Here is a 14561-nt window from a genome sequence, read left to right on the forward strand (position 1 = left end):
AAATATGGGGAATTTAATTTTTAATGGTGAGTTAATAACTCGTTCTGCTGTAAAAATTGATGTGGAGGACCGCGGTTATCAATTTGGAGATGGCGTGTATGAAGTAATTCGTATTTATAATGGTCGATTATTCGCGAGTGAGATGCATTTAAAGCGCTTGTTTGAGAGTGCTAAGTTTATTCGTATAAAAGTGCCGTTTACACTAGATGAGTTAAAGGAGAAATTAGAGGCATTGATTGTGAAAGACGGACTGACATTTGGGATTGTGTATATGCAATTAACGAGAGGCGCGTCACCGCGAAATCATGCTTTTCCAACTGAAGAGGTGGAGCCTGTTTTTGTCGCTTATACGAGGGAAATACCATACGCTGGAGAGGTGAAGCCTGGTGTGAAAGCTTTACTAACAGATGACGTGCGTTGGTTACGCTGCAATATTAAAAGCTTGAATTTACTCGGTAATATTTTGGCTAAGCAAGAAGCTGTGGAAGCAGGGTGTGCGGAGGCAGTACTGCACCGCGATGGAATAGTAACAGAAGGAAGTTCATCCAATGTTTCTATTATTGTTGATGGTACGCTGAAAACACATCCAGCGAACAATTTGATTTTGAATGGAATTACTCGTCAAGTGATGCTGCAGCTTTGTCAGGCAAATGGCATCCCAGTTGTAGAAGAGGCATTTTCTATAGCCGATATGCTGGCAGCAGATGAAGTTCTGTACACAAGTACAGGTGTGGAAGTGACTCCGATTGTCAGCATTGACGGGAAGATTATCAACGATCGACAAACAGGTCCAATTACGAGACAATTGCAAGTCTATTTCCGGGAAGAAATTGAAAGACAATGTGGTATGCTTAAAGCGTAATGGAATGAAACTCTTGTCCAAATGTGGCAGGAGTTTTTTTATGTTCTGGGTATAAAGGGAAAAGCACATATGTAATACAAAAGTTTAATCAACATCGCCTTTTTTGTTTTAAATCGATGTGGTCGATTTCTAAATAAATATTTCTTTAGTTAGCAACCCTATAAATAGGATAGATAAAGTAAAAGCTAGTATGGAACTTTGTATGAGAACATTATATCAGTTCTAATTTCATTACATGAAACACCTATAAAAGATTTGATGGTATGTTAAAATATAAAAGATTTTAGAAGGGATGCATTTAGCATGGCGAATACTCACTTTTTCTTTGCTTTAACGTTGCCGGATGAACTAAAAAAAGAGCTATATGGTCGAATAGAACAACTTAAAACGGCATTTCCATTTAAGAAATGGCTCCATCCTGCCGATTATCATATTACGATGGCTTTTTTGGGACATGCTTCAGAATCGATGCGAAACGAAGCAGCAGCCCGTGTGAAACGAACATTAGAAAAGGAAGCAGCTTTTCCGTTAATTCTGGATGAGATAGGAACGTTTGGGAGAGACGATTATCCGCGTATTTTATGGGCAGGCGTAGAGTTTGAACAAAGGTTGTTTGATGTTCAAAAAAAGGTGTATCAAGCCTGTCTAGAAACGGGCTTTTCTCTTGATCCTAAACCGTTTAAGCCGCATATTACATTGGCGCGAAAATATAATGGGGAGGAAGCTTTTTCACTCCAGCAAGCTTCGTCTTTAACAGGATTAGAGTCAAAGCGCTTTTTAGCTTCAGCAATTACACTGTATCAAACACATATCGGAGCATCGCCATCGTATGAACCGATTTGTTCCATACAATTACAATAAGACTGGTGGTAATGTAGATGGCACAGCTCATAAAATTGCAAGATTATGTATCGCGCTATGAGCAGGATATTTATCGATATCCGTCACAGTTTATCAGATTAAAAAAACAACAATGGGATAAGTTAAAAGCCGCGTATCAAGACGGGGAATTAGAGCAATTATTCAGCCCGTCCTATGAAGCGGACTTGATTGAAAATGCATACGAAGAGGAGAAAAAAGGCATTTTCAAAAGGGTGAAAGGAATGTTCCGCCGAAATAAGGAGGAAGAAGTCAAAGTAGAAACTGAGGTTCCAAAAAGAGGAGATAATATTTTCTCCTTACATATTCCTGCTGATATAGGGAGTTTAGCGGACTTAAAGCAAACCTTTTTGAATCAATTGCTTCGCTTTCAGATGAAGTGGGGCAGCTCAACGATTCATGAAAAATCATTTGCCGATTCTTCCTTCTTTTTAGATGAAAAACTGCGCTTCTTTTTACAAAGATTCCCTGATACATTTCTTGTCATGTACAAGCCGGTATTTCGATTGAAGAACGCTCCTGTCGAGGTGGACATCATTGTCATTTCACCGACCGATGCTTGGTGTATTACGTTTTTAGAAGCGGAAGAAGATGCTGCGTTTGCCGGCTCTAGTGAAAAGTTCTGGTTACGCAGGCACCATAAGTATCCAAATAAAAAAGTACTAAATCCAATGATTTCAGCTAATCGAATGGAGAACATTGTATCGCAGCTTTTTCAGCTATATGAAGTGACACTACCGATTAAGAAGGTCGTTCTCTCACGTAATGGCTACATTGATTATCCGCTTGCTCCGTATGGTACAGAGATTATTGATAAGCGGAGTTTTCCAGATTGGTTTGAAAAAATTCGTAAAGGATCTGCTCCTTTGAAGCATCAGCAACTAAAAGGTGCACAGGCGTTATTGGAGTATTGTCAAACAACATCAGCGAAAAGAATGGAATGGCAAGTAGAAGATAGCGAGCAGATTGAGGATAATCAAACTTCGTAAGTTATGATGGTAATTTAATGAATCAGCATGTTTTCTAAGGGGAATCTGTGTATACTACTTGACGAGGAAACAAGGTTTCAACTAAAATTTATTTTATGGCTATTGTAAAATTGCTCAATAGCTATTTTTTATTGGTGATTAATGCATACATTATGTATGTTTATATACGTAGAAATAATGAATACAGATGTTTAGCTCTAGCGCCCAGTCTTGTGTGGCTGAACGGCACTTATGCTTGTCTATTAAGCGAGGAAATCGAAGGTGAACCAGTTGGAACATTTATTAGGTCAGGAGTGGGAAATCTCTCCTGCTGGAGGAGCTACAGGAGAAGCGTTCATTGCTGTTAAAGATGATCAAAAACTTTTCCTGAAACGTAATTCATCGCCATTTCTTGCTGTGTTATCAGCTGAGGGGATTGTTCCCAAGTTAATGTGGACAAGACGCCTTGAGAATGGAGATGTGATTACGGCTCAGCAGTGGCTTCCAGGCAGAGAATTGTCTCAACGGGAAATGAATGATAATCGTGTAGCGGAGATGCTGCAAAAGATTCATCAGTCAGCCCCGTTACTAAGCATGCTAAAGCGGCTTGGAAAATCTCCTTTAAGACCTGAGAGTATACTTACACAAATTACTACAGAACTGACTACAGAATTAGCGCAAATGTCAATTATTGAGGAAGGCATTCTTTTTCTGAAAAACCATCTTTTATTGATTGAATGTGATGAATGGGTTGTTTGTCATTGTGATGTGAATCATAACAATTGGTTAATTACAGAAAATGATGAATTATTCTTAATTGATTGGGATGAAGCTGTTATTGCTGATCCAGCGATTGATTTAGGTATGCTTTTGTATTCTTATGTGCCGCGTTCACAATGGGGGCAGTGGCTAGAGCGTTATGGAAAAACGTTAGATGCATGTTTGGAAATGAGAATGAAATGGCATACCACTTCACAAGCGCTATTGTCGATTAAATGGCATGATACGAAAAGTCGAATAGAAGAAAGAGATCAGCTGATTAAAAAACTCGCTAATATTTTAGCGAGTTAAACTAACTGAATTGATGAATGTCATCAACCCACTGAGTTAAACTGTCTTGATGTGAGGTAATATGTTCTTCTAAATTGTTTGTATTTATTCCATTTTGACTGTAGGTATAAATATCAGTCAATATGGTTTTGACATGACTATCGATGTGTTGGTTGCCGAGCAAAGCTGCGGCAAGTCTTTTGACTTGTTCACATTCAGAAACGGACCCGCAGCAATCAGTTTTGTGGTTACTGAGAATATCTGTTAGTAATGAAAGTTGATGTTCGTGAGATAATGGCATATATTCACCTTCGTTTCTTAGGGTAGGAGCTTAGCTTAAATAAATTCAAAATGAATCATGTTGTTTTATAGGGCCTTTCTCTCTTATAGTACGTGTTCTCGAACGTTTTATACGAGCAAAAAGGATAGAAGCTGCCCGCTTGTACGAATAATTGTTGAGTTATATTATGTTATGAATGAAATTTATGAATTATAGGGGTGTCATCATGCGTGTAAGACATAAACCATGGGCTGAAGAGCGTTTAAAAGATTTTCCGCAATATGTGATTCAGCAGCCGGAAAGCCATAAAGGAAAATGGCAAGAAGTATTTGGAAATAACAATCCAATTTATATTGAAGTAGGAACAGGAAAAGGTCGTTTTATTACAGAAATGGCAAAAGCTCATCCTAATGTCAATTTCATTGGAATTGAGGTCTTTACAAGTGTCATTGTTACAGCATTAGATCTATTAGTTGAAAATGAATTACCGAACTTAAAGTTGATGAATATAGATGCTGTAAATTTACGGGATTACTTCGACAAAGGAGAAGTCAATCGTGTTTACTTAAACTTTTCCGATCCATGGCCGAAAAAACGCCATGCAAAGCGCCGTTTAACATATAAAACCTTCCTTAGCATTTATGAGGATATTTTGCCAAATCAAGGTGAGATTCATTTCAAAACGGATAATCAAGGATTGTTTGAGTCTTCGTTAATGAGTATATCAGAATATGGTATGCTGCTTACATTTATTAGCCTAGATTTGCATAACAGTGAGTTTGAAGGAAATATTATGACGGAATATGAAGAGAAATTCTCAAGTAAAGGCGATCGAATTTATCGATTGGAAACAAGATTTCAATAATCTATTAAAAGGCATCTATTAAGATGTCTTTTTTTGTGGAAAATTGTTATTTTTTTGAAATATTAATGTTAAACTGTTGATAAGGAGGGGTATAATGGAAACTTTACAAATTGGCGAAATTACTTTGACTTGGTTAAATGGCGGGGTTACAAATTTAGATGGCGGTGCGATGTTTGGCGTGGTACCTAAACCATTATGGATTAGAAAATATCCATCAAATGAAAACAATCAAATTGAACTGAGAACAGATCCAATTCTTGTGCAAGCAAATGGCTTAAAGATGCTGATTGATGCTGGAATTGGCAGTGAAAAATTCACGGATAAACAAAAGCGTAATTATGGTATAACAGAAGAATCTAAGGTCGTTGAAGATTTGGCCAAGCTGGGCATTGCTCCAAGTGAAATCGATTACATTTTAATGACACATTTACATTTTGATCATGTATGCGGCTTAACGAAGCTTGTGAATGACCAGCCAGTATCTGTATTTGAGAAGGCTCAAATTATTACCTCACAAATTGAATGGGATGAAATGAGAAGCCCGAATATTCGCTCTAAAAGTACATATTGGCGTGAAAACTGGGAAGCGATTGCTACTCAAGTTCGCCCATTTAATACAGAACAGGAGATTACAGAAGGTGTAAAAATGATTCATACGGGCGGCCATAGCGATGGGCATTCGATTATTGTCATTGAAAATGGAGGAGAACAGCTTATTCATATGGCCGATATTATGCCTACACATGCCCATTCTAATGTACTTTGGGTTATGGCATATGACGACTATCCAATGACATCGATTGCAGCTAAAGAAAAATGGATGCAATATGGTTTAGCGAATAACGTATGGTATAGCTTCTATCATGATGCGTATTATCGTGCGCTAAAGTGGGATCAAACGGGAAAAGAGATTGTTGCTGAAGTAAAACGGATACGAGAGTAAATGAAGTAAAACTTCCATAAGTGTGGAGAAAGAACAAGCTGTGCATATAATGCATGGCTTGTTTAGTGTTTGTGCATTAATCTCGAATTGCGCATGAAAAGTAGTGTAGTACATAAATATTGAAAAGACTGATTTAATATCAGCCTTTCAAACAAAATTAATCGGCAGCTCGTACATTCAATTCCAATAATGTTCCGGTTTTAGCATCGGCCACAAATTCAAATTGCTCACGTTTGTCATCGATGTTCCGTGTAATTCCACCGTTATATACTTCATATTCCACGTCGTTTTTTATATACGTTTCGGGCTTCATCACAATCCATGAGCCGTAAATTTGACCGCTTTTCTTCAATTTTTCTTTAACATCTGCTAGTACTTTTTCTGGAGAAGCATGTCCAGATGGACCAAGTAATTCTTTTGTGATGATTCCAGCAGCAAATCCAGCGGCAGCACCTAATAAAAAGCTTTTCCAATTCATTGTGTCTCCTCCAATGTCCTTTTTATTTCTTACTTTCTAGTATACAGAAGAATGGAAAGGTTGCCTAATAATTTGAAGTTTTCTCCAAGTGAGTCTGATGGTAACTTCCTAAAAATTTCTGTAGAATATAGAGTAGGAAAGAAAATCGTAAGTTAAGGGGAAATCAAAATGAATGATGAAACTTTATCTCTATTTAAAACGTTAACAGAATTGCCTGGTACTTCAGGTAATGAGCATGCTGTTCGTGCTTTTATGCGTAGTGAGCTTGAAAAATATGCAGATGAAATTGTTCAAGATCGTCTTGGAAGTATTTTCGGCTTGAAAAAAGGAAATGCAGATGGTCCAACTGTTCTTGTAGCAGGCCATATGGACGAAGTTGGCTTTATGGTTACGTCTATTACGGATAATGGTATGATTCGTTTTCAGCCATTAGGCGGTTGGTGGAGCCAAGTGCTGATGGCACAACGCGTTCAAATTATTACGGATAACGGACCGGTAATTGGAGTCATTGGTTCGGTTCCCCCACATTTGTTAGATGAGAAGCTTCGTGCTAAACCAATGGATATTAAAAATATGTTAATTGATATTGGTGCGGATGATAAAGAAGATGCTAAACAAATTGGCATTAAACCCGGACAACAAATTGTCCCAATCTGCCCATTTACTCCGCTTGCTAATAAGAAGAAAATTCTTGCTAAAGCGTGGGATAATCGCTATGGCTGCGGATTAGCTATTGAATTGTTAAAAGATTTACAAGGGGAAACATTACCGAACACTCTTTATTCAGGGGCTACGGTTCAAGAGGAAGTTGGCTTACGAGGAGCGCAAACAGCAGCCTCACTTATTAAGCCTGACATATTCTTTGCATTAGATGCTAGTCCAGCCAATGATGCTTCAGGAAATAAAAAGGAATTTGGTCAACTGGGCAAAGGTGCATTATTGCGCATTTTTGACCGAACGATGGTTACACATCGAGGAATGAGAGAATTTATTTTGGATACAGCGGAAACGCATAATATTCCATATCAATACTATGTATCTCAAGGTGGAACGGATGCTGGTAAAGTACATATTGCCAATGAAGGTATTCCAAGTTCGGTAATCGGCATCTGTGCCCGCTATATCCATACGCATGCTTCAATTATGCATGTAGATGACTATGCAGCCGCACGCGAATTAATTGGAAAATTAGTGCGTGCATGTGATAAAACAACATTTGAAACAATTAAGAATAACGGATAAGAAAAGATGGTGTATCAACATGAGAGTAGCTGTAGGTAGTAAGAATCCAGCGAAAGTCGAAGCTGTGATGAAGGTGCTTTCGGAAGCAGAGGTGCTTTCTTTATCAGTAGAAAGCGGTGTGTCTGCTCAACCATTTTCAGATGAAGAAACGATTGAAGGTGCCGTCAATCGCGCGAAAAATTGTTTGCAGCATAGCGATGCAGAGATTGGAATTGGTCTTGAAGGGGGAGTCGTGCAAACGAAGCAGGGCTTATTCCTTTGTAATTGGGGAGCGATGACAACTAGAGACGGTGGAGTTTGGGTTGCAGGTGGAGCGCGTATCGTTTTACCCGATGTTGTAGCGAAACGGTTAGAACAGGGTGAAGAGCTTGGTCCTGTGATGGATGATTTTACTCAAAAAGCGAATATTCGTAAAAAAGAAGGGGCCATTGGTGTGTTTACAAATGAGCGGATGACGCGAGTGAAAATGTTTGAACATATCATGAGCATGCTGCTTGGACAATATGAATATCATCAGAGATTGTATATCAATGGTTGAAGCGTGCACAGTTTGGTATAATCATACTTATGACATTATGAAAGGGGAGGATGACAACATGCAACAATTACAATCAGAAGAACAATATGAGACATTAAAAAATGAAGGGAAACATATTTTTCTTTTTTCAGCAGATTGGTGCGGAGACTGCCGCGTAATCGAACCAATCCTACCTGAAATTGAAGCGAAGTTTCCTGAGTTTACGTTCATTCATGTAGATCGCGATCAATTCATTGATGTGTGCGCTGCAAACGATGTGTTTGGTATTCCAAGTTTTATCGCTTATGAAAATGGAAAAGAGCTAGGACGCTTTGTAAGCAAGGACCGTAAAACACAACAAGAAATTGAGGATTTCATTCAAGGTTTATAATGTGAAACTTCCATTAATGGAGGGGCCCTTTCTCAACTAGGGGGCCCTTCTCATTTTTTCTGCAAAGGAGGACTTAAGCATGAAAATGAACAGCAAGAAATTAACGAACTTATTAAAGGAACGATTAGAAGATGAAAGTCGCACGTTTCAATTTAATAGTCAACAGGATACATTACGAATTGAGAATGTGAAAACAGGTAAAGGAATCACCATTGAATTACCGAGAGTCATTGCGAATTACGAGTTAGTACAAGAGAAGGCTGTTGAAGAAGTCGCTTATTATGTAGAGGAAGCGTTGCAAGTTATGGGGGAAGAACATCGAATGGCTGGACAGGAAAAATCGATATTTCCTGTTATTCGTTCGACATCTTTCCCGACCGAAGCAGAAGAAGGAAATTCTTTTCTATTCGATGAGCACACAGCGGAGACACGCGTTTTCTATGCACTTGATTTAGGCAATACGTATCGTCTAATCGATGAACGCATGTTAGAGCGTGAACAGTGGCAAGCCGAGCGAATTCGTGAAGTCGCCCGTTTTAACGTACGTTCACTTTCAACAGAAGTTAAAACTGATACGGTTGCGGGTAATACGTTTTATTTCTTAAATACAAATGATGGGTACGACGCAAGTCGCATTGTGAATGACGCTTGGCTTCGTGAGATGAAGGAAAATATTCAAGGAACGATGGCACTGGCTATTCCTCATCAAGATGTCATTATTATTGCGGATGTGCAAAATGACACAGGTTACGATGTTTTGGCCCAAATGGCGATGAGCTTCTTTGCAAGCGGACATGTACCAATTACGGCTCTTTCATTTTTATATGAAGAAGGCGAGTTAGAGCCAATCTTCATCTTAGGAAAAAATAAAAAACGTGAATAATACTGAAGAAACAAGACTGCTCATTGACGAAAGCAGTCTTGTTTCTTTATTCAATGAAAGTTTCACTTTATGCAGCTTTGTTTAAAAGAGGTTCAAAGTGTTTGGCTAACGTATACTTTTGAATGCCTCTTGTTCTTTTGATAGACTGTTCGGCATAGATTCTAGCTTGTTCTAAATTTCCTTCTTTGTGAAGAATGTCTGCTTCTACAGCATTTTGCATCCATGTCTTTTTTACGTTTTGAATGAGCAGGCGGCTTTTTTCTAGGTCATTTTCCTCTAAAGCAATTTGTATCTCATAATATAGTTTGAGCTCGGGTGGTTTTACATCGTTTAAAACCGTTTTAGCCGTTTTTATATCTTTTCTGTACAGTGCATATAGCACTTGGAATTGTGCTAATTTTGTGGGATGGGTATATTTTAGGATAATCTTGTTGTATGCTTCTTTTGCTTCCGTATCTAGGTGGTTCGCCAAGGCATAGGTCAATTGATAGATAGGCTGTTTTTTATTAAGAATGAGAAATTTTTCAATTCGATCGATATTATTAGCAAAAAGGGATGGATAGAGCTTGATTATTCCAATTAAAAATACGAACGGAATAAAGACGATGACGAAGTAATGAAGCTGAATTTGAAAAAAGCCGAATGATAAGCCTGCTACAATAGCAATAGTGAAAATTACGTAATTTTCCTTTATGGTAAAAACCTCCTTAATTGTATAATGATACTTGTTTATATCGTATTATAGATTAGGACTACTATAATAGAAATAGTTTCATGGAGATTCTTATGAAAAAATATATACAATTTCCTAATCTACACAATTTTGCTCGATATTTTATAAATTACTGGTAGAATTAACTTCATAATAAGCTAGAAAGAGTGATAGATTTTGAAATGGTTCAAAAAAATGAAAAATTGGTTTTTAGTAGAAGAGACTGTCGAGATAGAAGAAATTGTCATAGATGAAGAGCCGGATTTTGATGAAGTGAAGAACCGAGAAGCGGCTAAGCCTCCAAGAGAACATATACAAGAGAAACAAACTTTACAGCGTAAAAGTACATCGATGAATGACCCGGATACGAAAGTTTTGTATCAATATCCAAAAGGACAATTTAAATTTCCACTGATTCCGGATGAAGAGCCATTACCGAAAAGAAAGATACGTAATAATCGCGTGAAGGACGAGGCGCGAATGCCAGAGAAAGTCCCTGTTCAAGAAAAACCTAACCAAAAGTTTTCTGATAAAGCGACAAGGCCAGTTCATCATGAATCAGAATTAAAAGCCGTTACACCGAAGAAACCATTTCGCCCGACAGAAATTCCTTCTCCAATTTATGGGTTTCATAGGCCGCAGAAGCAAGCAAGGCAGAAAGAGGAAGTTGTAGAATTCGAATTAGAAACGACACCTGATTCTGCTTATCAATTAGAGAGGGCGTCGGAAATTCCAGTATTGTATCGAAAGAGCAACACAGCAGAAGCGATAAAACCGCCAGTGATAGAAAAAGAGCTGCCTGAGATTGTACAACCCGCTGTTGTCGTAGAGGAGAGAGTAGAGTCAGCATCTTTTAATCAACTAAAGAAGGAGTCGGAAATTCCCGTTGTTTATCGAAAGAGTAACGTAGAAGAAGCGATAGAACCGCCGGTGATGGAAGAAGAGGCGCCTGAGGTTGTCCAACCTGCTGTTGTTGCAGAGGAGAAAGTAGAGCCGGCAGCTGCAGATACGAGAGTAGGGGAAACAAAGAAGGAACAACCGCGAAAAAAACATATTCCATTTAATGTTGTTATGCTAAAGCAAGATCAAAAGCGCATGAACTTTCCAAGTTATCAGGGAACAGGTAAAAAGGTTGTGCCAGTTACAAGAAGTGTTGTCCCGAAAACAGCTTCCCCAACGCCAAATATTGAAGAAAAGCCAAAGATGGAAGCAACAGAGGTGGCGAGTGCAGAAGAAGAGACACCGATTATCCAACTAGTGCCGGACACCGTCGTTGAAGCAGCATCTATTGTGGAAAACATTGTTGAAACAGAAAATGTTGAACAAGCAGATACTTCTATTGGAACAGATTTACCTGAAGAAATGGAAGAAAATCCGTACTATATGTTTCCTGATATCGAATTGCTCACACCTTCAACAATGACGGAGAATGATGACGAATGGTTAGAAGAGCAAATGATTTTATTAAACGAAACATTGAAAAACTTCAATGTTCGTGCGAAAGTTGTCAATGTAACGCAAGGTCCAGCGGTTACGCAGTTTGAGGTGTATCCAGAGCCAGGTGTGAAGGTGAGTAAAGTAACGAACTTAATGGATGATATTAAATTAAGTTTGGCTGCGCAAGATATGCGAATGGAGGCACCTATTCCAGGCAAGCATACAATCGGGATTGAAATTCCAAATCGAAAAAGTAAGCCCGTTTTTTTACGCGAAGTATTAGAAAGTGATGTATTCCAAAATCACCCGTCTCCATTGGCCGTTGTGATGGGGCTTGATATTTCTGGTCAACCGATTGTAACCGATTTGCGTAAAATGCCGCACGGTTTAATTGCAGGGCAAACGGGGTCAGGAAAAAGTGTATGCATCAATACGATGCTTGTTAGTCTTTTATATAAAGCAACACCTCAGGAGTTAAAATTAATGTTAATTGATCCTAAGATGGTTGAGCTTGCTCCTTATAATCGAATTCCTCACTTAGTTAGTCCTGTTATTACGGATGTTAAAGCAGCAACAGCAGCTTTAAAATGGGCGGTTGAGGAGATGGAGCGCCGCTACGAGTTATTTGTACATGCAGGTGTTCGAGATATTACGAAGTTTAATGAACAAGCTGAACTTGCCCGTCAATATTCGAACAAGCTGCCATATATCGTCATTATTATCGATGAATTAGCTGATCTTATGATGATGTCTCCGGCAGATGTGGAGGAAGCAATTTGCCGAATTGCTCAAAAAGCGCGTGCTTGCGGCATTCATTTAATTGTCGCTACACAGCGCCCATCAGTGGATGTCATTACCGGATTAATTAAGGCCAATATTCCAACTAGGGTTGCCTTTTCTGTATCTTCACAAGTGGACTCGCGTACGATTATTGATAGTGGCGGTGCGGAAAAGCTGCTTGGTCGCGGCGATATGTTATTTGCTGAAAATGGATCATCGAAAACAGTGCGCTTGCAAGGTACATTCGTTAGTGATGATGAAATTGATCAAGTTGTGAACCATGTTAAAAATGAACAACAACCAAACTATTTATTTGAGCAGGAAGATTTATTAAGTCGAGCTCAAGTGTCAGAAGAAACAGATGAATTATTTTTAGAAGCATGCGAGTTTGTTGTAAGCCAACATGCTGCTTCGGCTTCAAGCATTCAACGACGCTTTCGTGTAGGATATAACAGGGCTGCAAGGTTGATAGAGATGATGGAGCAGCAAGGAATTATTTCTGAATCAAGAGGAAGTAAACCTCGTGAAGTATTGATTTCTGAGGAAGAATTAGAATTTTTGCTTGATGCGAATTCAGCGAATCATTGAACCCATATGACTTTAATTGTATATAATAAGAAATCGAATAAGGAATAATTATCAAGAAAAACCAAAGTCATGTTGAAATACCATCTGGCTGACATGGTTGAATGAAGAAAAAAGTGATATAATATTGATTTGTTGATTAATAAATATTGAAGAAATGATAAATTGTGCAGAAAACAAATAAACGAATGACGTCATATACTGTCATACAGATAGACGATTGGTGGAGGTTCTTCATATGACTGTTTACCATTTTGTGGGAATTAAAGGATCGGGGATGAGTGCGTTAGCACAAGTACTTCACGACTTAAAATTGGAAGTACAAGGTTCCGACTATGAAAAACAATTTTTTACACAAATAGCTTTAGAAAAAGCAGGAATTACAATTCTTCCGTTTAGTGAAGAAAATATTAAGCCAGGCATGACAGTTATTGCGGGGAATGCATTTCCGGATACTCATCCTGAAATTATGCGGGCTACAGAATTAGGATTACCAATTGTTCGTTACCATCGTTTCCTTGGTGACTTTTTGGAAAACTTTACAAGTGTAGCGGTTACTGGCGCGCATGGGAAAACATCGACAACAGGATTACTTGCTCATGTAATGGGTGGAGTGAAGCCCACTTCCTATTTAATTGGTGATGGGACAGGAAAAGGAGTCGAGCAATCGGAGTATTTCGTATTTGAGGCGTGTGAATATCGTCGTCACTTTCTTTCGTATTATCCAGACTATGCCATTATGACGAATATTGATTTTGATCATCCTGATTATTATGCAAACATTGAAGATGTTTTTGATGCATTCCAAACAATGGCTTTACAAGTGAACAAAGGTATTATTGCATGCGGAGATGATGAACAATTACAAAGCATCCAAGCGAAAGTACCTGTCATTCTATATGGTTTTGCTGAAGAAAATGACTTTCAAGCAAAAAATATTTCTGTTACAGAAGAAGGTACAACGTTTGATGTGTATGTCCGTAATACCTTTTATGAAACATTTACGATTCCGACATTCGGAAAACATAGTGTACTAAATGCTTTAGGTGTGATTGCCCTTTGTAAATACGAGCGTTTAGATACAGAAATAGTAAAAGCTCGCTTGAAAACATTTGGTGGGGTAAAGCGTCGATTTACGGAAAAAGAAATCGGTAGTCAAATTTTAATTGATGATTATGCACATCATCCAACAGAGATTACGGCGACTATTGATTCAGCGCGTCAAAAATATCCAAACCGTGAAATTGTGGCTGTTTTCCAACCACATACGTTTACAAGAACACAAACGTTTATTACTCAATTTGCAGATAGTTTAAATTTAGCTGATAAAGTGTACCTATGTGATATATTTGGATCCGCTCGTGAAAACCAAGGAAAACTTTCTATTGAAGATCTTCAAGAGAAAATTCCAGGTGCTAAGTTGCTTGAAGAAGATAAAACGTCTGTTTTACAACAACATGAAAATAGCGTCATTCTTTTTATGGGTGCTGGAGATATTCAAAAGTTCCAGGTGGCCTATGAGCAGTTATTACAAGTGAAGTAATAGAAAATGCCTCTAAATTTATACTTTAGAGGCATTTTTTATAGGTCCAGTTAAACAATATTGTCAATCAAGCGTGAGATTACGGTCTTATATGAAATGAGCTAAAAATCTGCTGTATCATAAGTAATATGTATAATATGGTAAAT

Annotated in this window: 15 protein-coding genes; 12 read left to right on the forward strand and 3 right to left on the reverse strand. The window is 38.2% G+C overall.

From position 1 onward, the window contains the following. Nucleotides 1-4: 4 nt before the first annotated feature. From dat to V7068_RS01780, 4 genes are all read left to right on the forward strand, one after another. Nucleotides 5-862: a D-amino-acid transaminase gene (dat, locus tag V7068_RS01765; protein ID WP_499710699.1), complete on the forward strand. Its 858-nt coding sequence runs from the start codon at nt 5-7 to the stop codon at nt 860-862. Nucleotides 863-1165: 303 nt separating this feature from the next. Further along, a complete protein-coding gene (thpR, locus tag V7068_RS01770; RefSeq protein WP_252291250.1) occupies nt 1166-1723 on the forward strand; it encodes an RNA 2',3'-cyclic phosphodiesterase in 558 nt (185 codons plus the stop codon). A gap of 17 nt (nt 1724-1740) precedes the next feature. Beyond that, on the forward strand, nt 1741-2730 hold the full coding sequence (locus V7068_RS01775; RefSeq protein WP_499710700.1) for an NERD domain-containing protein: 990 nt from the start codon (nt 1741-1743) through the stop codon (nt 2728-2730). Between the two features lie 270 nt (nt 2731-3000). Next, the gene (locus V7068_RS01780) at nt 3001-3780 is read left to right on the forward strand and encodes a phosphotransferase family protein (protein WP_252287032.1); all 780 of its coding nucleotides are present in this window, start codon (nt 3001-3003) and stop codon (nt 3778-3780) included. Nucleotide 3781: 1 nt separating this feature from the next. Here V7068_RS01780 and V7068_RS01785 read toward each other — a convergent pair whose 3' ends face one another. Further along, nucleotides 3782-4060: a YtzH-like family protein gene (locus tag V7068_RS01785; protein ID WP_127761681.1), complete on the reverse strand. Its 279-nt coding sequence runs from the start codon at nt 4058-4060 to the stop codon at nt 3782-3784. A gap of 205 nt (nt 4061-4265) precedes the next feature. Here V7068_RS01785 and trmB point away from each other — a divergent pair, with 205 nt between their 5' ends. Together trmB and V7068_RS01795 are read left to right on the forward strand one after the other, a co-directional pair. Further along, nucleotides 4266-4904: a tRNA (guanosine(46)-N7)-methyltransferase TrmB gene (gene trmB, locus V7068_RS01790; protein ID WP_499710701.1), complete on the forward strand. Its 639-nt coding sequence runs from the start codon at nt 4266-4268 to the stop codon at nt 4902-4904. A 94-nt stretch (nt 4905-4998) separates the two neighbouring features. Next, nucleotides 4999-5847: a YtnP family quorum-quenching lactonase gene (locus tag V7068_RS01795; protein ID WP_252287030.1), complete on the forward strand. Its 849-nt coding sequence runs from the start codon at nt 4999-5001 to the stop codon at nt 5845-5847. Between the two features lie 157 nt (nt 5848-6004). Here the strand turns inward: V7068_RS01795 and V7068_RS01800 are convergent, their stop codons facing one another. Then, complete coding sequence (locus V7068_RS01800) at nt 6005-6325, reverse strand: hypothetical protein (protein WP_499710702.1); 321 nt, start codon at nt 6323-6325, stop codon at nt 6005-6007. Nucleotides 6326-6493: 168 nt separating this feature from the next. Between V7068_RS01800 and V7068_RS01805 the strand changes: the two genes are divergently transcribed. From V7068_RS01805 to V7068_RS01820, 4 genes are all read left to right on the forward strand, one after another. After that, complete coding sequence (locus tag V7068_RS01805) at nt 6494-7567, forward strand: M42 family metallopeptidase (RefSeq protein ID WP_499710703.1); 1074 nt, start codon at nt 6494-6496, stop codon at nt 7565-7567. A gap of 19 nt (nt 7568-7586) precedes the next feature. Next, a complete protein-coding gene (locus tag V7068_RS01810) occupies nt 7587-8105 on the forward strand; it encodes a DUF84 family protein (RefSeq protein ID WP_499710705.1) in 519 nt (172 codons plus the stop codon). 58 nt (nt 8106-8163) lie between these two features. Further along, nucleotides 8164-8475: a thioredoxin family protein gene (locus V7068_RS01815; RefSeq protein WP_119116892.1), complete on the forward strand. Its 312-nt coding sequence runs from the start codon at nt 8164-8166 to the stop codon at nt 8473-8475. Nucleotides 8476-8560: 85 nt separating this feature from the next. After that, on the forward strand, nt 8561-9358 hold the full coding sequence (locus V7068_RS01820) for a DUF1444 domain-containing protein (protein ID WP_499710714.1): 798 nt from the start codon (nt 8561-8563) through the stop codon (nt 9356-9358). Nucleotides 9359-9425: 67 nt separating this feature from the next. Here the strand turns inward: V7068_RS01820 and V7068_RS01825 are convergent, their stop codons facing one another. Beyond that, nucleotides 9426-9842 carry a hypothetical protein gene (locus V7068_RS01825; RefSeq protein WP_499710707.1) on the reverse strand — a complete coding sequence of 139 codons (417 nt, stop codon included), beginning with the start codon at nt 9840-9842 and terminating at the stop codon, nt 9426-9428. Between the two features lie 405 nt (nt 9843-10247). Here V7068_RS01825 and V7068_RS01830 point away from each other — a divergent pair, with 405 nt between their 5' ends. Both V7068_RS01830 and murC read left to right on the forward strand, forming a co-directional pair. Further along, complete coding sequence (locus V7068_RS01830) at nt 10248-12875, forward strand: DNA translocase FtsK (protein ID WP_499710709.1); 2628 nt, start codon at nt 10248-10250, stop codon at nt 12873-12875. A 235-nt stretch (nt 12876-13110) separates the two neighbouring features. Next, on the forward strand, nt 13111-14415 hold the full coding sequence (gene murC / locus V7068_RS01835) for a UDP-N-acetylmuramate--L-alanine ligase (protein WP_499710710.1): 1305 nt from the start codon (nt 13111-13113) through the stop codon (nt 14413-14415). Nucleotides 14416-14561 lie beyond the last annotated feature (146 nt).

Source organism: Bacillus sp. JJ634 (genome assembly GCF_036962285.1).
GTDB classification, from domain to species: domain Bacteria; phylum Bacillota; class Bacilli; order Bacillales; family DSM-1321; genus Peribacillus; species Peribacillus asahii_A.